The 25,175-nt window shown below is 59.8% G+C and carries 30 protein-coding genes; 27 read left to right on the forward strand and 3 right to left on the reverse strand.

The features are described from left to right. Positions 1–38: 38 nt before the first annotated feature. Entirely contained in the window at positions 39–485 is a 447-nt protein-coding gene (locus tag ASF84_RS09535) for a hypothetical protein (RefSeq protein ID WP_056837559.1), read from the forward strand. Here ASF84_RS09535 and ASF84_RS09540 read toward each other — a convergent pair. Continuing rightward, complete coding sequence (locus tag ASF84_RS09540) at positions 475–813, reverse strand: hypothetical protein (RefSeq protein WP_056837562.1); 339 nt, start codon at positions 811–813, stop codon at positions 475–477. The genes ASF84_RS09535 and ASF84_RS09540 overlap by 11 nt on opposite strands. Before the next feature lie 92 nt (positions 814–905). Here ASF84_RS09540 and ASF84_RS29045 point away from each other — a divergent pair, with 92 nt between their 5' ends. The 10 genes from ASF84_RS29045 (at position 906) to ASF84_RS09585 (ending at position 8,836) form a co-directional block, all read left to right on the forward strand. Then, positions 906–1,055, forward strand: coding sequence for a hypothetical protein (locus ASF84_RS29045; protein ID WP_156684190.1), 150 nt, complete (start codon positions 906–908; stop codon positions 1,053–1,055). Positions 1,056–1,110: 55 nt separating this feature from the next. Further along, positions 1,111–1,608, forward strand: coding sequence for a YfbU family protein (locus tag ASF84_RS09545; protein WP_056837564.1), 498 nt, complete (start codon positions 1,111–1,113; stop codon positions 1,606–1,608). A 10-nt stretch (positions 1,609–1,618) separates the two neighbouring features. After that, entirely contained in the window at positions 1,619–2,218 is a 600-nt protein-coding gene (locus tag ASF84_RS09550) for a hypothetical protein (RefSeq protein WP_056837566.1), read from the forward strand. A gap of 3 nt (positions 2,219–2,221) precedes the next feature. Further along, positions 2,222–3,712, forward strand: a complete 1,491-nt coding sequence (locus ASF84_RS09555; RefSeq protein WP_056837568.1) for a hypothetical protein — start codon at positions 2,222–2,224, stop codon at positions 3,710–3,712. Continuing rightward, positions 3,712–5,091: a DUF4055 domain-containing protein gene (locus ASF84_RS09560; RefSeq protein WP_056837570.1), complete on the forward strand. Its 1,380-nt coding sequence runs from the start codon at positions 3,712–3,714 to the stop codon at positions 5,089–5,091. The genes ASF84_RS09555 and ASF84_RS09560 overlap by 1 nt, the downstream gene beginning before the upstream one ends. Continuing rightward, complete coding sequence (locus ASF84_RS09565; protein WP_056837572.1) at positions 5,081–6,124, forward strand: hypothetical protein; 1,044 nt, start codon at positions 5,081–5,083, stop codon at positions 6,122–6,124. The genes ASF84_RS09560 and ASF84_RS09565 overlap by 11 nt, the downstream gene beginning before the upstream one ends. 86 nt (positions 6,125–6,210) lie before the next feature. Then, a complete protein-coding gene (locus tag ASF84_RS09570; RefSeq protein ID WP_056837574.1) occupies positions 6,211–6,984 on the forward strand; it encodes a hypothetical protein in 774 nt (257 codons plus the stop codon). A 3-nt stretch (positions 6,985–6,987) separates the two neighbouring features. Beyond that, complete coding sequence (locus tag ASF84_RS09575; protein WP_056837577.1) at positions 6,988–7,965, forward strand: hypothetical protein; 978 nt, start codon at positions 6,988–6,990, stop codon at positions 7,963–7,965. A 51-nt stretch (positions 7,966–8,016) separates the two neighbouring features. After that, on the forward strand, positions 8,017–8,454 hold the full coding sequence (locus tag ASF84_RS09580; protein WP_056837579.1) for a HeH/LEM domain-containing protein: 438 nt from the start codon (positions 8,017–8,019) through the stop codon (positions 8,452–8,454). 4 nt (positions 8,455–8,458) lie between these two features. Next, complete coding sequence (locus ASF84_RS09585) at positions 8,459–8,836, forward strand: hypothetical protein (RefSeq protein ID WP_056837581.1); 378 nt, start codon at positions 8,459–8,461, stop codon at positions 8,834–8,836. Positions 8,837–8,842: 6 nt separating this feature from the next. Here the strand turns inward: ASF84_RS09585 and ASF84_RS09590 are convergent, their stop codons facing one another. Further along, positions 8,843–9,064 carry a hypothetical protein gene (locus tag ASF84_RS09590; RefSeq protein WP_056837582.1) on the reverse strand — a complete coding sequence of 74 codons (222 nt, stop codon included), beginning with the start codon at positions 9,062–9,064 and terminating at the stop codon, positions 8,843–8,845. A gap of 38 nt (positions 9,065–9,102) precedes the next feature. Here ASF84_RS09590 and ASF84_RS09595 point away from each other — a divergent pair, with 38 nt between their 5' ends. The 6 genes from ASF84_RS09595 to ASF84_RS09620 all read left to right on the forward strand — a co-directional run bounded on the left by ASF84_RS09595 (position 9,103) and on the right by ASF84_RS09620 (position 12,310). Further along, positions 9,103–9,468 carry a hypothetical protein gene (locus ASF84_RS09595; protein ID WP_056837584.1) on the forward strand — a complete coding sequence of 122 codons (366 nt, stop codon included), beginning with the start codon at positions 9,103–9,105 and terminating at the stop codon, positions 9,466–9,468. After that, positions 9,468–9,854 carry an HK97 gp10 family phage protein gene (locus ASF84_RS09600; protein WP_056837585.1) on the forward strand — a complete coding sequence of 129 codons (387 nt, stop codon included), beginning with the start codon at positions 9,468–9,470 and terminating at the stop codon, positions 9,852–9,854. The genes ASF84_RS09595 and ASF84_RS09600 overlap by 1 nt, the downstream gene beginning before the upstream one ends. Continuing rightward, on the forward strand, positions 9,851–10,273 hold the full coding sequence (locus ASF84_RS09605) for a hypothetical protein (RefSeq protein WP_056837588.1): 423 nt from the start codon (positions 9,851–9,853) through the stop codon (positions 10,271–10,273). The genes ASF84_RS09600 and ASF84_RS09605 overlap by 4 nt, the downstream gene beginning before the upstream one ends. 67 nt (positions 10,274–10,340) lie before the next feature. Continuing rightward, positions 10,341–11,504 carry a phage tail tube protein gene (locus tag ASF84_RS09610; protein WP_056837590.1) on the forward strand — a complete coding sequence of 388 codons (1,164 nt, stop codon included), beginning with the start codon at positions 10,341–10,343 and terminating at the stop codon, positions 11,502–11,504. A 75-nt stretch (positions 11,505–11,579) separates the two neighbouring features. Beyond that, positions 11,580–12,053, forward strand: coding sequence for a hypothetical protein (locus ASF84_RS09615; protein ID WP_056837592.1), 474 nt, complete (start codon positions 11,580–11,582; stop codon positions 12,051–12,053). A 17-nt stretch (positions 12,054–12,070) separates the two neighbouring features. Continuing rightward, positions 12,071–12,310 carry a hypothetical protein gene (locus ASF84_RS09620; protein WP_056837594.1) on the forward strand — a complete coding sequence of 80 codons (240 nt, stop codon included), beginning with the start codon at positions 12,071–12,073 and terminating at the stop codon, positions 12,308–12,310. Here ASF84_RS09620 and ASF84_RS09625 read toward each other — a convergent pair whose 3' ends face one another. Next, on the reverse strand, positions 12,311–12,691 hold the full coding sequence (locus ASF84_RS09625) for a hypothetical protein (protein WP_156684191.1): 381 nt from the start codon (positions 12,689–12,691) through the stop codon (positions 12,311–12,313). Between the two features lie 21 nt (positions 12,692–12,712). On the opposite strand from ASF84_RS09625, the gene ASF84_RS09630 reads away from it, so the two are divergent. From ASF84_RS09630 to ASF84_RS09675, 10 genes are read left to right on the forward strand one after another with little or no spacing between them, the layout of a single operon-like run. Next, on the forward strand, positions 12,713–13,309 hold the full coding sequence (locus ASF84_RS09630; protein WP_156684192.1) for a hypothetical protein: 597 nt from the start codon (positions 12,713–12,715) through the stop codon (positions 13,307–13,309). Positions 13,310–13,364: 55 nt separating this feature from the next. After that, positions 13,365–17,345 carry a tape measure protein gene (locus ASF84_RS09635; protein ID WP_056837600.1) on the forward strand — a complete coding sequence of 1,327 codons (3,981 nt, stop codon included), beginning with the start codon at positions 13,365–13,367 and terminating at the stop codon, positions 17,343–17,345. Continuing rightward, positions 17,345–17,938 (forward strand): DUF2460 domain-containing protein, encoded by a 594-nt coding sequence (locus ASF84_RS09640; RefSeq protein WP_056837603.1) that lies wholly within the window; start codon positions 17,345–17,347, stop codon positions 17,936–17,938. The genes ASF84_RS09635 and ASF84_RS09640 overlap by 1 nt, the downstream gene beginning before the upstream one ends. Beyond that, entirely contained in the window at positions 17,935–18,852 is a 918-nt protein-coding gene (locus ASF84_RS09645) for a DUF2163 domain-containing protein (protein ID WP_056837605.1), read from the forward strand. Before ASF84_RS09640 ends, ASF84_RS09645 begins: the two co-directional genes overlap by 4 nt. Continuing rightward, the gene (locus ASF84_RS09650; RefSeq protein WP_082481470.1) at positions 18,830–19,252 is read left to right on the forward strand and encodes a C40 family peptidase; all 423 of its coding nucleotides are present in this window, start codon (positions 18,830–18,832) and stop codon (positions 19,250–19,252) included. Before ASF84_RS09645 ends, ASF84_RS09650 begins: the two co-directional genes overlap by 23 nt. After that, on the forward strand, positions 19,249–20,253 hold the full coding sequence (locus tag ASF84_RS09655; protein ID WP_056837608.1) for a hypothetical protein: 1,005 nt from the start codon (positions 19,249–19,251) through the stop codon (positions 20,251–20,253). Before ASF84_RS09650 ends, ASF84_RS09655 begins: the two co-directional genes overlap by 4 nt. Beyond that, entirely contained in the window at positions 20,250–21,176 is a 927-nt protein-coding gene (locus ASF84_RS09660) for a hypothetical protein (protein WP_056837611.1), read from the forward strand. The genes ASF84_RS09655 and ASF84_RS09660 overlap by 4 nt, the downstream gene beginning before the upstream one ends. Then, positions 21,176–21,754: a hypothetical protein gene (locus tag ASF84_RS09665; RefSeq protein WP_056837613.1), complete on the forward strand. Its 579-nt coding sequence runs from the start codon at positions 21,176–21,178 to the stop codon at positions 21,752–21,754. The genes ASF84_RS09660 and ASF84_RS09665 overlap by 1 nt, the downstream gene beginning before the upstream one ends. Further along, positions 21,751–23,331 carry a phage tail protein gene (locus ASF84_RS09670; RefSeq protein WP_056837615.1) on the forward strand — a complete coding sequence of 527 codons (1,581 nt, stop codon included), beginning with the start codon at positions 21,751–21,753 and terminating at the stop codon, positions 23,329–23,331. Before ASF84_RS09665 ends, ASF84_RS09670 begins: the two co-directional genes overlap by 4 nt. Beyond that, positions 23,328–25,175: a DUF2793 domain-containing protein gene (locus tag ASF84_RS09675; protein ID WP_056837618.1), complete on the forward strand. Its 1,848-nt coding sequence runs from the start codon at positions 23,328–23,330 to the stop codon at positions 25,173–25,175. The genes ASF84_RS09670 and ASF84_RS09675 overlap by 4 nt, the downstream gene beginning before the upstream one ends.

A 25,175-nucleotide genomic window follows, 5' to 3' on the forward strand; every position in this document is an offset into this window, starting at 1 on the left:
CCAGGTCGATATGGCCGCGGTGCGCAGTGGAGTAATGCATGACCACCATCGCCTACAAAGACGGCGTGATCGCCTATGACAATCGCCAGACAAGAGGCGACCGGATTGTTTCCGACTCCTGCTCCAAGTGCGAGAAGGTCAACGACGTCCTGTTCTTCCTGTCTGGCGCCGTATGCGATGAGAAGGCCCTGATCGCGGCCTACTTCGGCACGCCTTCACCGGCCCCGGTCGAGTGCTCAGGCTATGTCGTCGACGCCGGCAAGTTGATGATGGTCGGCCATGCCAACAAGACGGGCATCTGGAAGCAGGAACTCGACCCGGCCAACCCTGACGCCATCGGCAGTGGCGCTGCCTATGCCATGGCAGCAATGGATATGGGCGCAAGCGCAGAGGATGCGGTGCGGGCTGCGATGAAGCGGGATATCTACACGGGTGGGAAGGTGCGTACGCTGGAACTGAGCTTGCAGTTCATTCCTACAGCCTGACCTGACCCTTTGTCCTAGCCGCCAAAAGTGCTCGCTCTTTCGAGAGCTGCTTTAGAATTCCTGGGTACCCTCCATGGTACATGTACAGGAAGTACCGCCCCGTATCGTCGAAAAGAATCCTGTAGACATCGCAGGGATTTTTGGGGCCAGTGGAGCGCCTGATAGTTTCCGTTACGACCTCGTGGGACGCTATCTGAAAAGTCTTGAGTGTGTCGATGAAGTCCTGATCCATCTCAAGGTTGGCCTGTTTCGCGTAGCGATAGTCGGCCTGTATGGAGCGGAAGAGAAAGAAGCCTATAGGCGACCACAGCAATAGAGCCAACAGCATGGCAATACCCCCTGTCCTGAGTGTAGTGAGCAATCATGGCTGGTGTTTGATGATCCCGCCAATCCACGGCTGACGAGCAGCCAGGAGCGCGCATGAGTAGGCCGATCCCGCCCGCAAGTCTGCTTGAGTCGGCATTCTTGACACTGACTCCCGCCCCCGAGGTCTGGGAATGGATATCGACCGAGATCCTTGCCGACACCTCGGGCTGCGAAAATCGTGGTGCGCTCTATCTGCCGCCTTGAAGTTGCATCAGGTTCGACTTAGGGTTTAGGGGCACTTCGCCATCTGGAGAATGACATGGATCCGTTGCAGATATTGATTCTTAAAAAGCAGTACGAAATCCTCGCCTTGCTTGATCCCGGCAATAAAGATCACGAGCTATCTCTTAAAGCGATCGACTCTGGATTCGAGCTTGAGATAGAGGCTCTTATCGAGGGCGCCTCGATTGAGCCGGTGTCCGTAGAAATCTGCAAGGAGGTTCGGAGCATCCTGGACATGTTCCGCAACTTGCAAAACAGCTTCAGGCAAAATGGTGCTGACGCCGAGTTGATCCGCGCCTCCCTTTTTCCAGGATTCGATGGAAATGAGGAGAGTGATTTCTATTCGTATGCGCTTTATCTACTTGAAGATAAGGGGCTGTGGAAGGGACTGGAAAGCAGAGACAATACTTGGAATTCGCATCATCCGACCGTTCATGGCTATCGACTAATGCTCGCTGAGTTCAAGGGTGTCGGTAAATTCCCGTACACCAATGAGGCTGTAGAGCGAGTTCTTGCTGCGCGTCTTGAAAGGTGAAAAATATCAGATGACAACCAAGCAACCCGACTGGGAGGCCATCGAACGCGCCTTCCGGGCGGGTGCGCTTTCCATTAGAACAATCGCTGATCGCCACGGCGTCAGTGACACTGCCATCCGCAAAAGGGCCAAGGCCGCAGGATGGGAGCGCGACCTATCCGAGCAGGTCCGTAAAGAGGTTCGCAACAAGTTGGTTCGCGGCGAGGTTCGCGAAGACCAATGTGCGAACCCCGAGCAAGACGCCGAGATTATTGAAGAAGCGGCCGAGGAAGGTGCGACAGTGGTTCGCAGCCACCGCCGTGATGTTCGCAAAGCCACGAACCTTGCGAACCTGTTGATGGATGACCTGCTGCTGACCATTCAGCGGCGGGAAGAAATCGAAGACGCCATCGAAGAAGAAACGAAGGGCGATCAGAACGGAATGCGCCGGGCATCTATGCTCGCCGCCGTTGGCTTGCCGAGCAATGCCAAGACCCTGTTTCAGCTGTCGTCTGCCATGAAGAACCTGCAAATCCTTGAGCGCACGGCATTCGGCCTGGACGAGAAGGAACCCTCTAAAGACTCGGATGACCTGTCCAAGCTGATGGACGAATTATCGAAGGAAGCCTGACCCATGAAGCCCGAGCACATGAAGTTGCTCAGGGATCGGTTCTGGCGCCTGAACAATCTGTACTTCATCACCGACAAAAACGGGAAGAAAGTCCGCTTCCGCATGACACAGGAGCAGATCGACTACTTCCAGGGGATGCACACACGCAACATCATCCTCAAGGCCCGGCAGTTGGGCTTTACAACCCTGGTGTGCATCGTCCAGCTGGATGCCGCGCTGTTCGAGTCGGCCAAGTGCGCCCTGATCGCGCACACGCTCAATGATGCCAAGCGCCTGTTCCGGGAAAAGGTGAAGTATGCGTACGACAACCTTCCTGCTGAGATACGGGCTGCAAACCCTGCTCGCAACGATGCTGCTGGCGAACTTGTGTTCAGCAAGGGCGGATCGCTCTACGTGTCCACATCCTTCCGGGGCGGGACTCTACGGTATCTGCACGTATCCGAGTTCGGGAAGATCTGCGCCAAGTTTCCCCACAAGGCCCGAGAGATCGTCACCGGGGCATTCGAGGCTGTCGCCGCCGATTGCTTCGTTACGATCGAGTCGACGGCGGAGGGGCGGGCGGGCTACTTCTTCGATTACTCGCAGAGCGCAGAGAAGCAGCAGCTATCTGGTGTGCCGCTGGGCCTGCTGGACTGGAAATTCTTCTTTTTCAGCTGGTGGCGCAACGCGCTGTACTGGCTGGACCCTGAAGGGGTAGCCATACCGCAACGCCTGACCGTCTACTTCGATGAGTTGTTCGGCAAGCACGGCATCTTCACCAACCCAGGCCAGCGCGCCTGGTATGCCGCCAAGGAAAAGACCCTCGGCGACGACATGAAGCGGGAATACCCGTCGATCCCCGCTGAGGCCTTCCAGCAGTCTATCGAGGGCGCCTACTACGCCAAGCAGTTCGCCAAGCTTTACGGCGCTCAGCGAATCGGCGTGCTGCCCGACAACAGCCACCAGCCCGTGCATACGTTCTGGGATATCGGAGTGGGCGACTCAACGGCGATCTGGTTTGTCCGGTTCGTTGGTGAGGAATTTCATGTCGTGGACTTCTATGAAAACAGTGGTGAAGGCCTGCGGCACTACATGAAGGTGCTCAAGGACCGTGGGTACACCTACGGTGAGCACTGGGGGCCGCATGACATCGAAAACCGCGAGTTTGGTAGCGATGGCAAGACTCGAAAGGATCTTGCGCGCGAGGGGTATGAGATCGACGGCCAGAAGTACAGCCTGAAATTCAGCGTCGTTCCAAAGCTCGGGGTCGATGAAGGTATCGAGCAAGTCCGAGAGATCCTGCCGGTGTGCGCTTTCGATGGGGCCAAGTGCGAGCTGGGCATTTCTTGTCTGGAGAGCTATCGCAAGGAGTGGGACGACAAGCGCGGCTGCTGGAAAGACAAACCCTTACATGACTGGTCGTCGCACGGCTCGGATGCATTCCGGTATTTCGCCGTGACGATGAGCAGACGCAAACGCACAGGCGGTGTCCGCCGCATTGGAGGATTGGCGTAATGCCCGTGCAATCAACGAACCCCGACTACGAAGCCCACATCGCCGAATGGCGAATGATGGACGACGCCCTGGAGGGCGAATGCGCAATCAAGCGCAATCCCCTCAACTTGCCCAAGCCAAGCGGCATGGTCGAGGCCGAGAAGCTGGACGGCCAGGGCAATGCCTACCTGTACCAGAACTACACGGCCCGAGCCCAGTACGAGCACTGGGTACGCGATGCGCTGCGCTCGATGATGGGGCTGGTGTCCAAGCTGATCCCTGAAATCAAGCTGCCGACCGGCATGAGTGGCATGGAAGACAATGCCACTGCCGATGGATTCGGGCTGACCCAGCTGTTCATGCGGGTAGTGCGCCAAGCGATCTCGCACGGCCGGGTGCCGATGGTGATCAACGTCGACGATAGCGGGCTGCCGTATTTCTCGACCTACGCCACACGAAACGCCATCAACTGGGATACGGCAGACCAGGGAGGTCGGCAAGATCTGGTGCTTGCGGTGTTCCGCGAGTTCAGGAAGAAGGCCGAGGACCGCTACAGCCACGACTGCGAAACGGTCTACCGCGAATTCTTCATGGTGGACGAGGTTTGCTATACGTCCGTGCGCAACGAGGCTGGCGAACTGGTCGAGGAAGAAAAGCCCCTCGGCACAGTGGGCGGCAACAACGAACTGGTGCGCGGCCTAGAGTACATTCCGGTCATCTATTGCGGCTCGACTGACAACTCGCCCGAGGTGGACGAGATCCCGTTGCTGACCATGGCAAGGGCAGCGCTCAAGGCCTATCAGCTCAGTGCCGATTACTTCACCGCGCTGCACCAGACCAGCCACCCGCAGCCGTGGGTGTCCGGGCTGGATGATGATATCGAGTTGAGCGTCACCGGCCCGTCGGCAGCCTGGGATCTGGGCAAGGACGGCGCATGCGGCTATCTGGAGTTCCAGGGCGCAGGCGTCGAAGCTGTCCGAACAGCCATGGAAGACCAGAAGAACGCCGCACTTGAGGCGGGGGCCAAGGTTATGGACGTGGGCGGCACCGAATCGGGCGAGGCCCGCAAGACCCGTCAGAACGACCAGCACGCCACATTGCACAGCATCGTTATCACTGCTGCGGCTGCCATCGACCAGGGTCTCCGCTATGCGGCTGAGTGGACCGGATTCAGCCCGGACGACGTCGCGTTCACGGTCAAGCCTGACTTCGTGGTGACCGAGGCAGATGCTCAGCAACTGACTGCCCTGATCCAGCTCTGGCAGAACAGGTTCATTGCCAAGAAAGACGTACGTGGCAACCTGCGCCGTGTTGCGCTGATTGCCCCTGACCGTACTGACGATCAGATCGACGATGAACTGGAGGCTGAATCACCGATAGGTGTCATCAATGAGCAGTGAGGGATATCTGGAGGATGAGGCGACCCGGCACGCCATTTATGTCGCGCTGTTTGCGATGCTCAAGGTCGACACGGTCACCACATTCATCACTCAGGCCATTGAGGCTGCACAGGATCGCGTATCAGCAGGTCTAAGCTCTTACGGAACTCAGCGGTACGAGCGTCAGATTCAAGTCCTACAGCGCGATCTGATCGGCATTTACTCGGAGATGAAGGGGCAGCTTGAGCTGGACCTGAAAGAGTTCGCAGGGGTAGAGGCGAAGTACACCGCCGACCTGCTCAAGCAGGTGGTGAAGCCGACAGTTCAACTGAACACGCCTTCGCCACAGATGGTCACGTCCGCTGCCACTTTCGACCCTATGAGTCTGGAATCACGGGCCGGCGTTCAGAAAATCAGCATTCGTGGTGCGCTGGATCAGTTCGGCACCAAAAAATCTGCCGAAATCATCAGTGAGATCAAGATCGGCGCTGCTTTGGGTGAGACAACGCCGACGATCAGCAGGCGCATCAGCAGCCTGCACCAACTCCAGCGCGACCAGGCGGTCAGTCTGGTGCGCACAGTAACGAACCACATCGCCAGCACGGCCAGGGTCGAGACACTCAAGGCGAACGACGACATCCTGGAGGGCATGCGCCGCATTGCCACCCTGGATGCGCGCACGTCGCTGTTCTGTATGGGTATCGACCAGACGATCATCCCCCTGCACGGACCAAAGCCGCCGTATCACTGGAATTGTCGAACCTCGCTGATTCCTGTGCTGAAAGCTGAGTATGCGAGGGAGATTCCTGGCTCCACTAGGCCCTCAGTAGGTCCGGACGGCGCCGCTCCAGTGGCGAGCAAGACCAGCTATCAGGATTGGCTCAAGCGACAACCTGTGGCGTTTCAGCGGGAAGTGCTTGGGCCGAGCCGCTATGCCTTGTTCAGCAAGGGTGAGCTGACGCTGGATCGGTTCGTCGACACCAATGGTAAGCGACTCAATCTGGAGCAGCTCAAGAAGCGTCAGCCGGCAGCGTTCAAGGCTGCTGGCATCTGACTTCACCAATTTCAAACAGCCCTGGCTATCGCTGGGGTTTTTTTATGCCCGTTCGGCGGGCCAATCAATCCCCAGGGGATCGCCACATGGCTTTTGAATTCGACCCGGCCGACCTCGGCCTGACGCTTGACGCAACCCAAGCCACAGCCCTCAAGGAGGCGCTCGGCGGCAAGGTTCAGGAATATCTGGACAAAGAGGTCACCGGCCTCAAGTCCAAGAACACTGAGCTGATCGGTAAAAACACCGCCTTCAAAACCGAGCTGGACAAGCTGAAAGGCCAGTTTGAAGGCCTGGACGTCGATGCGGTCAAGGCGCTGCTCAACAAGGTCGGCCAGGACGAAGAAACCAAGCTGATCGCCGAGGGCAAGCTCGACGAGGTGATCAGCCGCCGTACCGAACGCCTACGCAGCGATCTGGACAAGCAACTGGCTGCCGAAAAGGCCCGCGCTGACAAGGCCGAGGCCTTCGCTGCCAAGTACAGCGACAAGGTGCTGGCTGACTCCATTCGCGCTGCTGCCATCAAGGCCGGTGCGCTGCCCGAGGCCGCTGAAGACATCATTCTGCGCGCACGCGGCACCTTCAAGTTGGGCGAAGACGGCGAGGCGATCGCCACCAGTCGTGATGGCGAGGTCATCTACGGCAAGGACGGCAAAACGCCCCTGTCTCCCCTGGAATGGGCGGAATCACTCCGCGAAACCGCAACACACCTCTGGCCAAGGGCTCAGGGTGCCGGGCAGACCGGCGACAACGGTGGCAAGGCTACCAAAAAGTGGGGGGAGCACACCGAGCAAGAGCGCGCCGCTCTGGCCCGTGACAACCCCGAAGCATACAAGCGACTCAAAGCCACTCAAGGAACCTAATCCATGGCCACCACGCAACTCGCGGACATCTTCGTTCGTGACTATTACGCCGATCTGGCGCCGGTCAACTCGCCGGAAAAAACCGCCGTTTTCGAATCCGGCATCATCGTCAAATCCCCTGAGCTGGACGCAATCGCCTCCAATGGCCAAGGCACCGCCGAGATTGCCTACTGGCAGGATCTGGATGCCGACGAAGAGCCGAACATCTCCAACGATGACCCCGATGACCTGGGCGCTGTCGGCAAGGCCGAGATGGGCAGCATGCGCGCCCGTACCCTGTACCTCAACAAGGCCTACGGTGTGGCCGACCTCACCACTGAATTGGCCCGCACCGAGCCAATGCAGCACATCCGCAACCGCTTCGGCACCTACTGGACTCGCCGCTGGCAGCGTTACCTGCTGGGCGCAGCTCGCGGCATCATCGCCTCGAACATCGCCAACGACGCAGGCGACATGGTTGTCGATGCTGGCGCGACCATCAGTGCAGGTGCATTTCAGGATGCCGCCTTCACCTCTGGCGATGCTGCTGACGTGTTCTCCGCAATCGGCGTTCACTCCGTGGTGATGAACCAGATGGTCAAGCAGGATCTCATCGAGTACCTGCGCGACTCCGAAGGCAAGATCATCCTGGCCACCTATCTGGGCAAGCCTGTCTTCATGGACGACAGCCTGGTGTACGGCGCCGGTCGTTATCTGTCGGTGTTCTTCGGGCAGGGCGCTTTCGGCTACGGCGAGGGCGATCCTGCCAACCCGGTCGAGCTGGAACGCAAGCCTTCTGGCGGTAACGGTGGCGGTGCTGAGGTGCTCTGGGAGCGCAAAACCATGATCCTGCAGCCTGCTGGTTTCAGCTGGAAGGGCAGCGAGAACCGCAACCTCAGCCCGACCGCCACTCAGTACGCTGCCGCAGCTAACTGGGAGCGCGTCTTCGACCGCAAGCAGGTTCCATTCGCTGCCGTCATCAGCGGCACCACCACTCCGTAACTCACCAGCGGTGGGGCGCCTTCTGGCGCTCCATTCGCATGAGAGGCAATCATGAAAGTGATCTACACCGACAAGCCAGGCTCTGAGCCGGGCGTGTGCTACCGGCTGCTCAGTGAATTCTTCGGGGTGATCAGTGCGGCGACCGACGTTTTCGTTCAGGGCGACAACCCCAAGATCATAGAGGCCTACCAGCGCGCCGGCATCAAGGTTTCAGGTGCGGACGGGGATGGCCTACGCCTGGATGGCCCGACGGTTTCCGAGTTCGTCGCTGCTGGTTACAAGGCCAGCAACTATCCGCCGCAGGGCTACGCCTCCCGGAGTACTGCTGACGAAATCGAGCAGGCTCTGAAGCTCGAGCAGGAAGCGCCGGAAACCGACCCTCTGAAAATGAAGGTCCCTGAGCTGAAGGATTGGCTGACCGCCAAAGGCATCGACTTCGACGCCTCCGCCAAGAAAGAAGACCTGCAAGCCCTGATCCCCAAGGAATAAGCGCATGACCGACTTCATCACTGTGGCCGACGTCGACGCCATCCTGGGGCCGGACTGGCAGGGCAGCGGTGATGCGGTCCTTTCCGTTGCCATGGCTAATGCCTGGCTGACGGACAAGATCAAACGAGCCGTTCCAGATCCCACCCCGGATGAGATCAAGAAGGCCGGCGCCCAGGTCGCCAAGGTTGCGGCCGAGGGCAAGCTGTACAAGGCCACCGAGCGCGAGGTGCAGAGCAAGACCGTTTCGGCAACCTCGGGCACGTCCGTGAGCAAGACCTATGTGGCTGGCTCTACCGAGCTGACGCAGGGCGAGAACTTCGCCCTGGCTCTGATTGCGCCGTGGATCAAGCGGCAGGGCGTCATGATGCTCAAGAGGATCTAGTCCTATCTAATTCCGCCATCCCTGCTTGAGCTCTTGGTCAAACCATTGCTCAGCAATATCGCTTGCCGACATAACCCCCTTGAATTCCAGGTAGTGACCGTATCCGCAGTCATTGAGCCAACGCTCGAAAGAGCTAAAAGACGGGTGCCACCCTGGTGGCTGCTCCTGCGTTTTCGCCCACTCGTGAGCAAGGTGGCGAATGGCGGCTTCACATTCATCTTTCTTCATGGTCGATCTCTTTCGGGCTTGTCAGGAGTGTATTTCAAATGGGTATGCGCGACGAGATCCAGGCCGAGCTGGCTGAGGCGTTCAGCGATCCTGATGGCCTGGCGGATGCCGTGGAGGCGTTCTCAGGCGGCATCACGCTGCCGGGCGCCGTGGACCCGGTCACCGAGGAATCGACGCCCGGCGAGGTCATCGCTTACACCGGGCGCGGCGTCTTCACCGGCTACAAAATCGACTTGATCGACGGCGAAAGCATCAAGGCGTCCGACAAACTCCTGATCGCACTGACGAACGAGGTGCTCGGCGGCTTGCCTCAGGTCGGGCACAAGATCAACGGCATGAATGTGCTCAAGGTCGGTATCGATCCTGCGGGCGCCACTTACCAGATCCAACTGAGGGCAGTCTGATGGCCGGCTGGAGCATTCCCCCGACAGCATTCATTGCTCAGATCGAGAGCGACCTGAGCAAGCAGGCCCGGATCATCGCCATGGCGTTGCTGGGCGAGATCGTCATGCGCTCTCCAGTGGACACCGGGCGTTTTCGTGGCAACACCATGGTCAGTATTGGTGCGCCGGTATTCGCCAACACCGACAAGGTGGACAAGGACGGATCGGCAACCATCGGCGCCGGCCTGGCTGCGCTCACTGGGCTCAAGCCATACAGCGTCATCTACATCCAGAACAACCTTCCGTACGCGGAGCGCCTGGAAAACGGCCACTCCAAGCAGGCCCCGGGCAAGAATGCAATCTTCGGCATCTCGTTCACGGGCGTTGCAGCGGCGTACGCGCGATGACTTACGAAGAGATCCGCCGGCTCATCATTTCGCGCATGGTCGCATTCACCGGCATTGCCCAAGACCGAATCTTCTACCCGAACGCCCAGTATCCGGCGCAAAACCAAGACACCTCGGGCGTGTTCAAGCCGCCTGCGACTGGTCTCTGGTGCCGAATCAGCATTCAGCACGCCACGCCGTTCATGGCCGGCATGGCCGACAAGCCCTACACCCGCAAACCTGGACAGATCGTGATCCAGTGCTTTGCCCGGGTGCGGACCGGAATCAAGGGCCTGAACGAACTGGCCGACGCGCTGGAGGCGCACTTCTCCTACTGGAGCGAGGGCGACCTCGAATGCATCGAGACAGGCCAGATCGACGCTGGTGAGGATGGCGATTTTTATCAAGTCAACGTTGTGACCCGGTTCCGCGCCGGCTGACCCAGCACCAACCCGACCCACCCGCCGCGTGCGGGTTTTTTTATGCCCGCAGAAAGGAGACATACCCATGTCGTCTGGCGCCAAAGTCACAAGCTACCTGATTCCCGAGGCTACCCCGGGCGTCACCCCTACCACAGGCCCGTGGGATACCCTGCGCCTGACCAGCAACACCCTGTCGCCAACCCCGAACACTCAGGTCAGCGACGAGATCACTGATACCCGGCTCAGCCAGGGCTCGGTTGTGACCAGCACCGACATCCAGGGCGATCTGGTTGGCGAGCTGTCCTACGGATCGTTCGACAAGCTGCTGGAAGCTGGATTTTTCGGTGCCTGGACTGGCAACGTCCTGACGATCGGCAGCACACGCCACACCTTCACGGTCGCAAAGAACTTCGACGACGTAAGTGTATTCACCCTGTTCAAGGGCATGCACGTCAGTGTGTTCGCGCTGGATATTCCGGCAGACGGCAAGATCACTGCCACGTTCACGATGATGGGCTTGGACTTCGCCGACGGCGACACCAACACCGTCACGCCGATCAACCCGCCGACCACCACGCCGTTCATGTCGAACGCCAACGTGGGCACCATCCTGGTTGATGGCGTGTCGCTGGAAGGTTCAGCCTGCGTCTCCGCAATGACCGTCAGCCTGGACAACAGCCTGCAGGTTCAGCGCTGCCTGGGCACCTCCCGCCTGGGCCCTGGCGCCCTGATCGAGACAGAGGCGGCCATCACCGGCACTATCACGCTGGCCTGGAGCTCTCGCGCCTGGCAGTTGTGGAAGAACCAGTTCACCCGAAAAACCATCGCAGTCAGCTTCCCGCTGCTGGATAGCCAGGGCAACTCCTACACCCTCAACTTCCCAGCTATCGAAGTCGATGGCGAGCTGCCAAACGGCGGCAAGCGCGATCTGATCGAAGTCACCTTGAACTGGACCGTAGCGAAGGTCGCCCCGACCATCACCCGGTCGCCTGCACCTGCCGTGACAAGCGTTGCCGTTGCGCCAACCACTGCATCCATTGCCGTTGGTGCGACTCGCCAACTGACCGCGACCGTATCACCTGGTGGTGCGCCACAGTCCGTTACCTGGACCAGCTCCGCACCTGGCGTGGCATCGGTCAGCACTTCCGGCCTCGTCACTGGCGTGTCCGCCGGCACCGCGACCATCACCGCAACCAGCACCGTCGACGGCACGAAGACCGGCACATCCGCAATCACCGTCACCGCATAACCGATCAACCCCTTTGGTCGCCCCGGTACAACGCCGCCGGGGCGGCCTTTTTATGGCGTGGCGTGAGGATTCAACATGGCTTTGAAGCTGAAAAAGAAAGACCAGGCGAAAAACGCAGAAGCGCGCTGGTTTGATTTCGATTCGGAAACCAAGATTCTGCTTATGCCGCTGGATAATCAGGGGTATCAGATCGCCCTGGAGCGCATGCGCCGCCGCCTGGTGCGCAACGACGCTGTATTCCAGGAAGGTCAGGTCGGCATTGTTGATGGGGAGCGCACCGAGCACGAGAACCACTGCGCTCTATTGGCCAATTTCATCTTGACCGACTGGACCGGCGCTCAGGACGAGAACGGAAATCCGCTCAAGTATGATCCTGAAGCCGGCGCTGCAATGATGGAAGAGGACATCGTGCTGTTCGGCTTCGTTCTCGACAAGGCTTCGACTTTGGCCAAGGAGAACCGCGAAGAGCGTTACGAGGCCTTGGGAAAGCAATCGATCGCTACCGATGGGAAAGCGAGTGGTCAGGGAGCACAGAAAAGCGCCGACTGATCTACCAGAAGCTGCGCATGGCGGTGCCGGATGAGCCGCCGAACGACCCGATTACCGCGTCGTTGCTGAACGCCTTCCGCAATACATGCCGAGGGCGTCGATATATCGCAGGGGCTGCCGGCGCATTCCCGATGAGGCTTTCAGCCAGGGAGATCAGCGACTGGCTTGAGGCTCACCCGCTTCCGCTGCCCAGGCGCTATGTAGACGAGGTGATGTTCGCGCTAGATGACGTGGCGCTGGCCAAGGATGAGGAGTAGCTACTGGCTATTGGTAAGGAGTTGCTTGGCCTTTTCAATCCTCCGAAGAATTGCCATAGATCTTGGCCCCTCATGAACCTTTGAGGCATTGCCATGCTGCACCATGGGCTGTTCCTTATAGTCATCCGCAATCCGCTGCCATCGTTCGCAGATACGCATCTCGCCTGCGTAGTCGCCTTTCTTCCTAAGGAGGATTGCTGCGCGCTCAAAGTGGTATGGCGGAACGCAAAGCCGGCGATCTCTTGGCTGAATCCAGTACGCGCCTTCGCTTTCCTTACAGTGCAGAAGCATATGTGGAAGGCTATCTTTATCTTTGGCTGGATCTGATATATGCACGCGGCTGCTTCCTTGCTGAGCATTAGCTTCGACTGGTGTGTCCATGGGTTTTGGTGCTTCCTGCTGATGATGGTAGATTTTCATGATCAACAGGGAGGGTTTTTTGCCATGCGAATGCTTATTGGTGCTGTAGTTGCTTTTTTTCTCGCTGGCTGCGCTACCAGTCAGTCAGACTTGGAAAGGCACGGCAAGGTTGGCCTTGATGGACGAATCATAAAATCGCTCACTGTGTCTGCTGCCGGCAGAGCCTCCGCTGGCGGCTTGCCAAGATGTGTAGCGACCATTGTGAGGAATGATTCGGTCTCGTTGACCACTTCTGGCGGATTCGTCGGCGCATACACCGGGAACTACTACCCAACTTCCAGCAGTAGGGAAGTGGGCGGTGGATCCGTCATTCAGTACGCATCCCAAGACGGGGCAGAGGTTGTTGCAAGGGGCGAGACCAGATTTATGACTGCAATGGTTGAGCGCTCTTTGCGTTACACGATCAGCGCCAAGGACGCCGGTGTAGGTCGGGAATATCGGTTTACTGCAATCCAACAAGCCGGGACCGCCAATGGTTACGGTTACAACGACATAGCGGCTATGGCCGGTACTGGTGCCGAAGCCGCACTGGCAGCACTTCACAAAATCACCGATGAATTGGAAAGCTGCTTGAGGTAGCTGCCAACGCATCACACACCCGCTCCGGCGGGTTTTTTTATGCCTGGAGGAAAGCATGGCGCTCACATCCCGTCTTGCCGTTGACGTTGACAGTCGTGGCGCCGAGCAAAAGGTCCAGGATCTACGCAAAGCCCTTGAGATGCTGAATGCCGTTGGCGTTCGCACTGGGCCTATCCTGTCGGGCGCCTCGGGCAGCATGTCGAATGCAGCCAAGGAGGCGGCCGCCGCAGTTGTGAGCATCCAGAATGCGCGCAAGGCGCTCCAGGCGCTGAATGATGCTGGCGTGAAGACTGGTCCGGCGCTGAATGGCGCAGCCGGTGGCCTCAACGGCGCCGGCAGTGCTGCTGCCGCAGCCGAGGCCAAGATCGCAGCCATCCGCAAGGCGCTGGAGAGTCTGAACGATGCCGCGCTTCGCACCGGCCCGGCTATGAATGGTGCCAATAACGCAATTAATGCCGCCGGCCGAAACGCTGCAAATGCTGGCGGCCAGGTTCGCACGCTTGAGCAGCGCATGACGTCGTTGACTTCGATCGCCTCTGGCCTGCTCGGACCGCTGCTGGCAGCCTTCGGCACAGCCCAAGCAGTGAGTGCGGTTTATCGGGCGAGCGAGGCGTACACCGCCTTGAACAGCCGCATGAAGCTGGTAACCGACAGCGCCGGCGAGCTTGCTGCGGCTCAAAAGGCTGTTTTCGCTATCGCCCAGGGTGCATACCAGCCACTGAGTGCAACGGCCGAACTGTACCAAAGGATCGCTACAAACCAAAAAGAGTTGAAACTGACCGGCGAGGGCGTAGCCGGTGTGGTCGGCACCATCTCCAAAACCTTGTCGATCTCCGGCGCATCAGCATCGGCTGCAAACGCCGCGCTGATTCAACTCGGCCAAGCATTCGCCTCCGGCACATTGCGCGGCGAAGAACTGAACAGCGTGATGGAACAGGCGCCCGCGCTCGCTCAGGCCATCGCCAGAGGCATGGGCAAGACTGTTGGCGAGCTTCGGTCCTTGGGCCAAGCTGGATTGCTGACTGCCGACACCGTAGTGAAGGCGTTGCAGGCCCAGCAGGGTGCGGTAGACGAATCGTTCAACAAGACCAACGTCACCATCGGCAACAGCTTGACCGCAATGGGTAACAGCTTTACCCAGTTTGTCGGCAAGCTGGATCAGGCCAGTGGCGCAAGCGCATCCATATCGAGCAGCATTGTTTCTGTCAGTAAGTCGCTGGATTCGCTCACGTCCGGCTCTAGCGACACCGCCAAGGCGCTGCAGGTCGTTGGCGCGACCATGACAGGGATTGGCGCCGGGGCGGCCGTGCTCATGGCCGCAAAGGTTGCTCAACTGACCTATGCCATGGGGCAGTCAATCTATGCCTATTACGCAACAAGGGCGGCGACAATCGCTCAGGCTCAGGCGACCCTTAACCAATCAAATGCCGATGTTATTCGCGCCCGCACTGCTGCCTTGATGGCTCAAGCGGACCTTGCTGTTTACCGTGGGACTATTCTGCAGACGGTGGCTGTTGGGCGGCTGGCAGAGGCTCGCTTGGCGCTCGTCGGAGCCGAGACCGCCGCTCGTAACTCAGCCATCGCGCTGGCAGCAGCGCAAGGTGGACTTCTTGGCGTTATGGGTGGCCCGCTGGGTCTGGCCTTATTGGTTGGCGGCCTGGCAGCCTCCTACTACCTGTTGCGCGATAACACTGACGCAGCTACCAAGGCGCTTGATGATCAGGGCCTTTCGGTTGATGAGGTTCGGGAGAAGTTCGAGAAACTCAGCGGCGCCCAGCAGCGGGTAAAGCGCCTGCAATGGCTGGACGAGCAGCAGGACGCGCTCAAAGCCGCAGGCAGCGCTCTTGACGACTACACCTACAAGATCGAGCGTGGCATCACTCTCGGCCCACAGACCGAACAATTCAGGGCAATGATTGACGAGGTGCGGCGCGGCCAGCGCGACCTCGATAGCGTGACTACTTGGATTGAATCTCAAACCAAGCTCTATCCCGCGTTCGGAAAAGAAATTGCTGACCTGACGCTCAAGTACGACTCAAGCATTGAGCGGAATAAGCAGCTCGTGACCGTTATGGCCGGCGTGGATGCTGAAACCAAGAAGGCCGCGCTCAGCACGGAGGAGATGCGAGCAGCGCAAGACCGGGGCCGCGAGCAAACCAAGGCTCAGACCACCGAAATCGAAAAGTATCTGGCCAAGCTTCGCGAACAGCGCGACCTGTTCGGCGCGAACCGAACCGCCCAGGCTGAATTTGAAGCAGCTCGGCTTGGCGCAAACGATAAGCAGCGCGAAGCAATTGTCATCGCCTCGTCGCAGATCGACATCTTGGACAAGATTCAGGATGCCGTGCGCGAGGGTGACAAGACAAAGCAGGCGTCCCTGCGTAAAGAGCTGGAAGCCCTGTATGTCCGGCAGCAAGCAATGGAAGACGTTGCCGCTGCCGAGAAGAAGTTGCAGGAGGAGGCAGCCAGGGCTGCGACCGAGGCGGCCAACCAAAAAATCAACGAAATGCGCAGGGTGCTGGACGCAGCCAATCAGGTATTCAATGCGGCTGCGAACTTTTCCAAGAACTCCAGCTTTCTGACCGGCAAAAACATGCTGCTGGTGCCACAGCAACAGCAAAGCATCGTCGGCCGTAGCATGGTGCCACAGGGGGCTGCGACCCCGGCCGCTGGCGTTGTTCCCCGCAAGTCCCCTGGCCAACTCGCTGATGAGGCTCTGGCTCGCATACAGAGCACTACAACCCAGAACAAAGGTCGCACAGCCAAGGACAAGGCCTACACGGAGAGCGCCGGGCAGAAAATGCTCGACCAGGCGAAGCAGCAGTATGCAGTGCTCCTTCAGCAGCTTGATGGAACTGACAAGCTTGGCGCGGCTGCTCAGGCGCTGATCAAGTGGGAGCAGCAACTGGCTGACATCAAGGGTAAGAAAACCTTAACGGCCGACCAAAAATCATTGCTTGCCAATGAAAGCCAGATCACTGCCCAGCTCAGGCTGAATGCTGCCGCAGAGAAAGAAAATAAAGTCAGGGAAGAAGCCAGGAAGGTCATTGAGGATTACGACAAGCTGACCAAAAAGACTCTGACCAAGGAAGAGCAGAAGCTGCAGGTTATGCGGGAGCAGTTCGGGCTTCTCAACAAGCGCCGTGATCTGGGCGGCCTTTCTGGCGCGGATTACGACAAGACAGCGAGCCAGATCCTTGACTCGGCAACTACCGAGGCTCCGAAGTTTGCAGGGATCGACGCAAGCATTGGCGGTGCCGGCGGAGAAATGGACAAGATCAAGGAGGCGGAAAGAGAGCTGGAGGATTGGTACAAAACCCAGCTTGAACTCCTCGCCCAATTCCGTGCTGAGCACGCCGACCAGACTGCCAAGGCTGACGCCGAGGCCGAAAAGCTGAAAGCGGCTCACGAAAACAGAATGGCCATGCTTGAAAGTGCGCGGCACAGGACAGGCTTGAACATTGCTGCTGAAGCATTTAGCAATCTTGCCGTGCTGTCCCAGTCTGAAAACAAAAGGCTTGGCGCCATTGGCAAGGCCGCAGCTATTGCCAATGCAACCGTGCAGGGCTTTCTGGCAATCCAGAACGCCTTGGCTGTACCGCCTTACCCTTTGGGTGTAGCGCTTGCTGTAACTGCAGGTGTTGCAACTGCGGCCAACATAGCCTCTATCGCGGGCGTGGGATTCTCTGCTGGCGGATACACCGGCTCTGGTGCCGTCGATGAATATGCGGGGATCGTGCACAAAGGGGAGGTTGTTTGGAGTCAGGCAGACATCAGTCGCTTCGGTGGCGTGGCATCTGTAGAAGCCCTGCGCAACGGTAACGTCGCCCCGATCCAGTCAATGGCGAAATCTTCCGGGTCGCGATCTTCGGTGCCTGACACCATAGCCGGACCTTCCCAGCAGAGAGCCGGCCGCCGAGGTGAGACCGTCGTCAATCAGACGATCAATGTCTCGGGTCGCCCTGACAACCGCACGGCAAACCAGATGGCTGCAGCCAGCACCCGCAAACAACGCCAGGCATCGAGGCTCGGATAATGTTCAACGAATCGAGGCTTCTCGACTGCGTGTCTTACGGCTCGCAGTTCGGGCGGGAGTTCAACACTCGCATCACGACGCTCAAGTCCGGGCATGAGCGAAGGAACGCCAACTGGTCGATGCCCCTGGGCAGGTACAGCGTCGTTTTCGACCTGCTCAAGCCTGAGGATCACAAGAAAGTTCGCGATGCTCACATGGCCAGCCTAGGGTCGCTGATCGGGTTCCGCATGAAGGACTGGACGGACTTCCAGGCGGACAATCAGCACATCGGCACTGGCACGGGCGCAGTCAGTGGTTACGGGCTGTTGAAGAACTATTCATTTGGCCCGCTCACGCTGCAGCGCCACATTTCAAAGCCTGTCGAGGGCACGGTGACGATCTACATCGACGGCCAGCCGGCTGCCGCGCAGATCGACTACACCACCGGGGCGGTCACCATCGCGGCCCCGGCGGGCTCGCAGATTTACTGGTCAGGCGAGTTCGATGTGCCGGTGCGGTTTGAATCGGATCGGCTGGATGTTGATCCGATCGCACTGACGCAGGGCGGCTACATCCTGTCTGCCGACGTTGACCTTGTGGAGATTCGCCTATGAGGACCATGCCGGCAGCCTTGAAGGCGCACCTACAGCAGTCGGTGACCAGCACTTGCCGCCTGCTCAAGCTGATCTTGCGGGACGGCCAGGTGTTCGGCCTCACGACCCTGGACCGCAACGTCGATTACCAGGGCGTCACGTACATCGCCATCAACGGCTTCGACCCTTCCGTGATCGCTACTGACACCGGCCTGTCGGTGGACAACGCCGAGGCCAGCGCACTGCTGGCGGTCGAGGTGCCGGGGATCACCTTTGAAATGGCACTGGCCGGCGACCTCGACGACGCGAGCTGGGAGCTGATGCTGGTCAACTGGGCCGATCTGTCGATGGGTCACCTGGTGATCGATGCCGGCGATGTCGGTGAAGTTAACGTCCAGGGCACTGAAATCTATGTGCCCGAGCTGCTCAGCTACGTGATGCGGCTCAAACAAAACATCGGCCACGTCTGGTCGCGCCGGTGCCGGGCTGTGTTCGGCAGTGAAGGGCGGGGCCAGACAGGCTGTGGGGTCGACGCCTCTGGCATGTGGCGGGCCGGCGAGGTTTCGGCCGTGGGCGATGAACCGCGGGCGGTATTCGCGGCCGCTGGGCTCAGCCTTGACCAGGAGCCGGTACCGGGCCGGCTGCGCTGGATCACCGGGCCGAACCGCTCAACCACCAGGCTGTATCAGGTAGAGGCCTGGAGCGCGGTCAGCCACACCATCGCGCTGCTTGAGCCAGTACCTTTCACGATTGAGCCGGGCCACCAGTTTGAGATCCGGCGCGACTGCAACAAGTCGCCGTCGTTCTGCATCGCCTACGGCAACCTCATCAACTACAAGGGCGAACCCTTCATTCCGGTCGGTGACGGCCTGGAGACGATGACGCCCAGCGCGCAAGTATTCGGAGGCTTGAGTGGATCAGCAATCATCGATTGACGCGGCCTTGGCCAAGGCGCGCACGTACATCGGCACCAAGTGGCGGCACCGGGGGCGGAACAAGTTCGGCATCGACTGCATTGGCCTGCTGGTGGTCGCCATGACTGCCGGCGGCTTTGTGATGCGTGACCGGACCGACTACAGCCGCACCCCTCATATGGATGGCCTCGAACGAGAGATGCTCGAGCACTTCGGTGAGCCCGTCGAGGATCTGCGCCCGGGTGACGTGGTGCTGATGGCCTGGGACGGCCAGACCGAGCCGTCGCATGTCGGCCTGATCGGCAATGGCCAGCACGGCGTGACGCTGATCCACAGCTACAGCCAGATCAGCGTGACAGAGCACGGCATCGATGCCGCCTGGCGCAAACGCATCATCCGCATCTACAGGCCCTGGCCATGAGTCTGTCAGCGTCCCTGTTCGGGCGCGACAGCCTCATCTTCAAGGCCACAAACGTGCTGGGCCTGGGCCTTCCCGGGGTTCTCGACAAGGAATTTGGTCCCAAGGATCCCGACCCGCAGCGCCTGGGTGAGCTCAGTGCGCAGACCGCCAAGGAATCCGAGCCGCGGGCAATCATCTGGGGCAGGGTGCGACCCATCGGCGGCAACATCATCCACTGCCAAGAACCGATCAAGCGGATGGTCAAGGAAAGCACCCAGGGCGGCGGCAAGGGCGGTGGCGGCAAGAAGGAAACGAAGGTCGAGCACGTATTCCGCACCTACGCGATCGGCGTCTGCGAAGGCCCGATCACCTCGTTCTCCCGCATTTGGCGCAACAACAAGCTGGTCTATGACGCGCGCGGCAATGAATGGGGCGACGTGAACAACCCAGTTTTCCTGCAGGCGTACCGGCTGTACCTGGGCGGCTGGGATCAGATGCCGTCGCCCGACCTCGAGGCAATCTGGGGCGTCGGCAACGTGCCGGCCTACCGTGGCACGGCCTACATCGTCGCCATCGACGAAGACCTCACAGAAATGTCCGGCGCCGTGCCGCAGTTCCAGTTCGAGGTCGAGCGGGCCGAGGGTTTTTCGCTGACATCGCGGGTATATCCGGTCGAGGTGATCGAGGCGGTTGAGTCGACGCCGGCAAAAGCTGATGCGCCTTGGCAAGGGTTCACCGAGGCGCTGGGGTCAAGCGGGCTCAGCCTGGAGGCAGGCTCCTTGCGCGATACGCTGAAAAAATCCAGCTATCTGGAGGCGCTGGAAACAAGCGGCCTTTCCATTGAGTCCGGTGAACTTCGGCAGACGCTCAAGCAGTCTGTGGTTCCTCCAGAAGCCTTGTCATCCAGCGGCATGTCTATTCAATCGGGTGACCTTAGACGAGCCCTTATTTCGTACTTGAACTATGCGCCTGAGGGTATTTCCTCCAGCGGCGTGTCAGTCACTTCTGGAACACTGTCATGAATATTGATCTTCGCTGCGAAGTTGAAGGCTTCTACACGCTCACTATTTTCAAGGCTGACAAGAATGGCGAGATCATTCCTGATAGTGGCCGCCAACCGGTGCCGACTTTCAGGAACCTGATCACCAACGGCGGGTTGGACCGGATGGGGGCGAGCGGTGATTACACCTATGCCTGCCAGGTTGGTAGTGGGTCCACTCCGGCAACAGCAACCGATGGCTCCTTGGTTTCGAGAATTGCCGGTACGACTTCGCTACTTAGCAATATCACCGGGGCTTCTCCTTCTTCGCCCTATTATGCGCACACAACGCTCAACTACCAATTTTCCGCCGGTATTGCTACCGGGAACATTTCGGAGGTTGGCGTAGGCTGGGGCGTGACGGGCTCCCTTTTCAGTCGCGCACTGATCGTTGACGGCTCAGGCTCGCCAACCACCATCACAGTTCTGGCTGATGAGATTCTGCAAGTCAGCTACCAAATACGCTACTACGCCCCTACCGTAGATGTATCGGGTTCGCTTTCAATCAATGGCGGCACAGTCAACTGGGTTTCGCGGGCGGCAGCGGCAAATTCTGAGCAGTACTGGAGAGGCGCGGGCTATATATCCGAGGCGCTCAGCACTGACGGTTTATATGTGCGGGCATTCGACGGAGAAATAAATGCATTAACTACTGGCTCTCCGGCGGGCGCATCAGCGCAAAGAAGCTCGGTGCTCGATACTGCTTACAGTGCAGGGAGCTATGCCCGTGCTGGGACTGTGACGTGGGGGATTGCGGACGCTAACTTTGCCACTGGCATAAAATCTGTGCTGGTAAAGAAGGGTATCGGTTCTTATCAGATTGGATTTTCCACGCCGATCATGAAGACCAACACTCAAACCCTCACGCTGACTTTCACGCACTCCTGGGCCCGGAGATCGCTCTGATGATGCCTGGCAACGTGCTGTCTACCGAGCCGGTGGTGGGCCGGTTCGTCGGCGCGCGGGCTTTGGCCGTGACCAACTTCATCGATTACGAGGATGGCGGAATCGCGGTCAACGACACCAGCCAGGGCCATACGTACCAGATCTGGCGGGCCCGGCTGATCCGCGAGCAGGTAATGCTCGGCGCCCCGAACACACCGGAGTTCGTTCTGTACGAAGGCGCCGGCATCACCGAGATCTCGTTCGCCTTCGACCAGCTCATGCGCCCGGTGCTGGCCTTTATGCAGGCTGGTCAGCCGAAAATCCTCTGGTACGACTCAAGTGTTCCCGGTCAGGTGGTCACCAACCTGCCGGCCGGCACGATCACCCCTCGAGTCATCCTCGACGACAAGCGCGTCACCCAGGCCCAGGCCAGCGACGTGATCCTGGCCTACGTGCGTGGCGGCAACCTGTACTTCTGCCAGCAGCGTGAGCGATTCACGATCGAGCGCCTGCTTGCCACTGGGCTTGAGTCCGGGATTCTGCGCGTTGGGTTCAGCAACAGGCTCCGCCTGCAATTCATGATGGAGGTTCCCCCTTGAGCCAGGCTTATGACCCGCTGCTGTGCTCGTGGGCGCTGCCGTCCATTGTCGCGGAGATCTGCGACCGGGCCGGCGTGCCCTACGATCGATTCAATGTCAGCCTGCTTGAGGGCTATGTCGATGGGTTCTCCACCTCCAGCGCGCACTCGGCGGCGTCAGCCATCGAGGCGCTGGCCGGCATCTTCATGTTCGACCCGGCGAGCTACGGCGGTGAAGTCCACTTCATCCCCCGCGGCGAAGCCGCCATTGCGACGATCACCCGGGAAGACCTGGTAGACGACGGCAACGAGATCGAGCGCATCAGTCGCAAGGACAGCATCAGCATCCCGCGCGTCATCAACATGGAGTACTTCGACACGGATGGCGGCCTGACGACCGACAAGCAGACCAGCGACCGCAGCTTCGACGCACGCGCAAACTCGGAAAGCAACTCGGAAACGACAGTGATCATGCGTGCCGACGATGCCGCGCGCGCCGTAGTCATTGCGCACAAGATCGCGGCCGAGGAACAGCGCGGTGAAGTCGAGTTCTCGCTACCCGACAGCTATCTGTGGCTCACAACGTCCGACGTGATCATCTTCGACGGCGACCGGGTGCGCATCACAAGCATCGAGATCGACGATGGCCAGCAGAACTACAAGGCCACTTATGACAGGGTGAGCGCCTACAGCTCGAACATCAGCGGCGTGCCGGCGGCCATCCCGTCGACCCCGCCAGGCCTTGTAGCAGCAGAGTCGCGCATGGAGTTCATCGACTCGCACATCCTGCAGTCGGCCGACGATGCCCTGGGCTATTACATCGCGGTCAGCAGCCTGACGCTTGACTGGAACGGCGCCGTGGTCGAGTACAGCACCGACGGCGGGGCCAACTGGACCGACTCGGCCGGCACGACCTCAAACGCGACCATGGGCGCTATCACATCGGCATTCGGCGCGCACGCGGCCAGCTACCGCGACGACCGCAACACTTTCACGGTCAAGCTGCTGAGGCCGGACATGGATCTGATCCCCGCGACCATGACCGAAATGATGAACCGGGCGAACCTGGCGATCATCGGTGACGAGCTGATCAACTTCTCGACCGTCGAGCAGATCGGAGAAACCGAGTGGCGTCTGGGTGGCCTTCTGCGCGGGCGCAAAGGCTCTGCTGTTTCCGGCCACGCCCCGGGCGAGCGCTTTGTGCTGCTCGACCGCCTGGATCTGACATTCGTCGAGGCTGAACTGTTCGAGCTGAACAGGCCGCTGACATTCCGCGTGATCTCCTACAGCCGCAGCGATGGGCCCAGCACCACGGTGACATTCGTGGGCCGATCGCAGCAGGAGCGGCAGCCGGCCTACCTCAATGCGCACCGTTCGGGCGACAACCTCGTCATCAGCTGGCAGGGGGTAGGGCGCCTGGGTGGCGGCTACGGCGTAGGCATGGGCCGGTACTTCACCGGTTACCGAGTCACGCTCGGGTCGACCACCTACGACACCACAGCCATGACCCTGACAATTCCCTACGCCTCAGGCGCGCTCAGCGTGCAGCAGAACAACTCAATCACGGGCCTGGGCCCCGCAATCTCGGTGACCGTATGAGCAATACCGTAAACAACAACATCCCGTTCGTGCCTGAGAACACAATCGACCCGGCTGCTGGCCTGAACGAGTCGCTGAACATCATCGATATGATGCTGCAACTGGCGGTGCTCAGCGTCAACGCGAACACCCCGCCGGCGAGCCCGGCAGAGGGCGACCGACACATCATCGGCACGGCACCGACCGGCGCATGGGCAGGGTGGGCTGGATTCCTTGCTCGTTATCTCGACGGTTACTGGCGCTTTCTTCCGGCCCGCCTGGCATTCAACCTTGCCGATGGCGTGCTTTATGGGCGCCGGACGACCACCTGGGTATCCGTGGCCGGCTCCGGCGGCGCGGCCTGGGGCGCGATCACTGGCACGCTGTCGGCGCAGACTGACCTGGCGAATGCGCTGGCGGGCAAGGTGGCCACCACGCAACTGGGCGCGAACAGCGGCGTGGCAACCCTGGACGCCGCCGGCAAGATCCCGGTAAGCCAGTTGCCGCCGCTGGCCGTGAACGAAGTGTTCACCGTGGCCAGCCAGGCCGCCATGCTCGCGTTGACTGCAGAGCGCGGCGACGTGGCGATCCGGACGGACCAAGCCGGGCGGGCCTACATTCTCTCGGCCGACGCCCCCGGCACACTGGCCAACTGGATCAGCCTGGACCAAGCGCTGTCTGTGGCTTTGTCCGCGCTCAATGCGCTGACTCCGGCAACTGACCGTCTGCCGTACTTTGACGGAACGAGCACTGCGGCGCTGGCGGTGTTTACCGGGCAGGCTCGCACGCTGCTAGCTGCAGCAACGCAAGCGGCACAGAAGGCCGTGCTGGGACTGGATCAAGTCAACAATACATCGGATGCAAGCAAGCCGGTATCCGCTGCCCAGCAAGCAGTGTTTGATCTGAAAGCGCCATTAGTAGATCCGGCGTTCATGGGGAAGATAGGATTGGGGGGGGCGGCAGCGCCAAACACAGGCTTTGCGATGTCTTTGCCGCAAGGGGTTCTAACAGGCGTTACTCAGTACGGTATCAGATTGAGCCCTGTAGTAGATCCGTCTGTTGCCAATACCTTCATCGGCCAGCAAGTTGACCCCACCATCCCAAACTTGAGTGGCACTATCGCTGAACTGACCAGCTTTCGGGTAACGGCTCCGGTGATTTCTGGATCAACACCTCAAGTGACGCTGCTCAATGGTTTCTACGCGACTGCGGCATCCTCAGCTCAGATTGGAGAATATCGCGCGTTTCGCGGAGCTGTAAACGCGGTCTCGGGCGTTAATCGCTGGAATGCTTACATGGAGGGTACCGCACCCAACCATATGAGTGGCGACCTGCGTATCGGAACTACAACCGCTGTCGGCTCAGAGAAGGTTACCGTCGCCGGCAGTGTGGTTATCAGCGGAGGCAGCCTTGCCGTTAACGACGGTAACTTTTCCGTCGTCCGCGCAACCGGATCGCCGGTGATGATCATGGATGCGCCAGCGGGCAACCAGAAATACAGTTCGCTGCGTTCTGGCAACCTGGAGCGCTGGCGCTTCGGCTGTTCGGGAGCGGCAGAGTCGGGTAGTAACGTCGGCACTGACTTCGTCATCTCGCGCTATGACGACGCTGGGGCGGGGATCAGTACGCCGTTTTCCATCACTCGCTCTACCGGGCAAACCAACCTGGCATCCCTTAGCGTTACTGGTGCGCTCGCCGCCGGCGGCCCGGTCCTGTTCGGCCGATACACCCTGTCCGGCCTGCCCAGCGCCTCAGCCAACCAGAACGCCCTGATCATCGTCACCAACGCCACCGGCGGCGCCAAGGTCTGCTGGTCCAACGGCACAAACTGGTGCCTCCTCAACACATCCACTGTAGTGAGCTGA

This window comes from Pseudomonas sp. Leaf127 (assembly GCF_001423155.1).
GTDB classification, from domain to species: Bacteria; Pseudomonadota; Gammaproteobacteria; order Pseudomonadales; family Pseudomonadaceae; genus Aquipseudomonas; species Aquipseudomonas ovata.

What these genes read in the sequence shown, in the direction of transcription:
- ASF84_RS09645 (WP_056837605.1), top strand. Translation starts at nt 17,935, where the DNA reads ATGAGGACCATGCCGGCAGCCTTGAAGGCGCACCTACAGCAGTCGGTG.
- ASF84_RS09545 (WP_056837564.1), top strand. Translation starts at nt 1,111, where the DNA reads ATGGATCCGTTGCAGATATTGATTCTTAAAAAGCAGTACGAAATCCTC.
- ASF84_RS09620 (WP_056837594.1), top strand. Translation starts at nt 12,071, where the DNA reads ATGGCGGTGCCGGATGAGCCGCCGAACGACCCGATTACCGCGTCGTTG.
- ASF84_RS09605 (WP_056837588.1), top strand. Translation starts at nt 9,851, where the DNA reads ATGACTTACGAAGAGATCCGCCGGCTCATCATTTCGCGCATGGTCGCA.
- ASF84_RS09590 (WP_056837582.1), bottom strand. Translation starts at nt 9,064, where the DNA reads ATGAAGAAAGATGAATGTGAAGCCGCCATTCGCCACCTTGCTCACGAG.
- ASF84_RS09655 (WP_056837608.1), top strand. Translation starts at nt 19,249, where the DNA reads ATGAGTCTGTCAGCGTCCCTGTTCGGGCGCGACAGCCTCATCTTCAAG.
- ASF84_RS09630 (WP_156684192.1), top strand. Translation starts at nt 12,713, where the DNA reads ATGATGGTAGATTTTCATGATCAACAGGGAGGGTTTTTTGCCATGCGA.
- ASF84_RS09570 (WP_056837574.1), top strand. Translation starts at nt 6,211, where the DNA reads ATGGCTTTTGAATTCGACCCGGCCGACCTCGGCCTGACGCTTGACGCA.
- ASF84_RS09550 (WP_056837566.1), top strand. Translation starts at nt 1,619, where the DNA reads ATGACAACCAAGCAACCCGACTGGGAGGCCATCGAACGCGCCTTCCGG.
- ASF84_RS09610 (WP_056837590.1), top strand. Translation starts at nt 10,341, where the DNA reads ATGTCGTCTGGCGCCAAAGTCACAAGCTACCTGATTCCCGAGGCTACC.
- ASF84_RS09575 (WP_056837577.1), top strand. Translation starts at nt 6,988, where the DNA reads ATGGCCACCACGCAACTCGCGGACATCTTCGTTCGTGACTATTACGCC.
- ASF84_RS09595 (WP_056837584.1), top strand. Translation starts at nt 9,103, where the DNA reads ATGGGTATGCGCGACGAGATCCAGGCCGAGCTGGCTGAGGCGTTCAGC.
- ASF84_RS09640 (WP_056837603.1), top strand. Translation starts at nt 17,345, where the DNA reads ATGTTCAACGAATCGAGGCTTCTCGACTGCGTGTCTTACGGCTCGCAG.
- ASF84_RS09540 (WP_056837562.1), bottom strand. Translation starts at nt 813, where the DNA reads ATGCTGTTGGCTCTATTGCTGTGGTCGCCTATAGGCTTCTTTCTCTTC.
- ASF84_RS09665 (WP_056837613.1), top strand. Translation starts at nt 21,176, where the DNA reads ATGATGCCTGGCAACGTGCTGTCTACCGAGCCGGTGGTGGGCCGGTTC.
- ASF84_RS09560 (WP_056837570.1), top strand. Translation starts at nt 3,712, where the DNA reads ATGCCCGTGCAATCAACGAACCCCGACTACGAAGCCCACATCGCCGAA.
- ASF84_RS09565 (WP_056837572.1), top strand. Translation starts at nt 5,081, where the DNA reads ATGAGCAGTGAGGGATATCTGGAGGATGAGGCGACCCGGCACGCCATT.
- ASF84_RS09660 (WP_056837611.1), top strand. Translation starts at nt 20,250, where the DNA reads ATGAATATTGATCTTCGCTGCGAAGTTGAAGGCTTCTACACGCTCACT.
- ASF84_RS09675 (WP_056837618.1), top strand. Translation starts at nt 23,328, where the DNA reads ATGAGCAATACCGTAAACAACAACATCCCGTTCGTGCCTGAGAACACA.
- ASF84_RS09580 (WP_056837579.1), top strand. Translation starts at nt 8,017, where the DNA reads ATGAAAGTGATCTACACCGACAAGCCAGGCTCTGAGCCGGGCGTGTGC.
- ASF84_RS09555 (WP_056837568.1), top strand. Translation starts at nt 2,222, where the DNA reads ATGAAGCCCGAGCACATGAAGTTGCTCAGGGATCGGTTCTGGCGCCTG.
- ASF84_RS09535 (WP_056837559.1), top strand. Translation starts at nt 39, where the DNA reads ATGACCACCATCGCCTACAAAGACGGCGTGATCGCCTATGACAATCGC.
- ASF84_RS09615 (WP_056837592.1), top strand. Translation starts at nt 11,580, where the DNA reads ATGGCTTTGAAGCTGAAAAAGAAAGACCAGGCGAAAAACGCAGAAGCG.
- ASF84_RS09600 (WP_056837585.1), top strand. Translation starts at nt 9,468, where the DNA reads ATGGCCGGCTGGAGCATTCCCCCGACAGCATTCATTGCTCAGATCGAG.
- ASF84_RS09625 (WP_156684191.1), bottom strand. Translation starts at nt 12,691, where the DNA reads ATGGACACACCAGTCGAAGCTAATGCTCAGCAAGGAAGCAGCCGCGTG.
- ASF84_RS09585 (WP_056837581.1), top strand. Translation starts at nt 8,459, where the DNA reads ATGACCGACTTCATCACTGTGGCCGACGTCGACGCCATCCTGGGGCCG.
- ASF84_RS09635 (WP_056837600.1), top strand. Translation starts at nt 13,365, where the DNA reads ATGGCGCTCACATCCCGTCTTGCCGTTGACGTTGACAGTCGTGGCGCC.
- ASF84_RS29045 (WP_156684190.1), top strand. Translation starts at nt 906, where the DNA reads ATGAGTAGGCCGATCCCGCCCGCAAGTCTGCTTGAGTCGGCATTCTTG.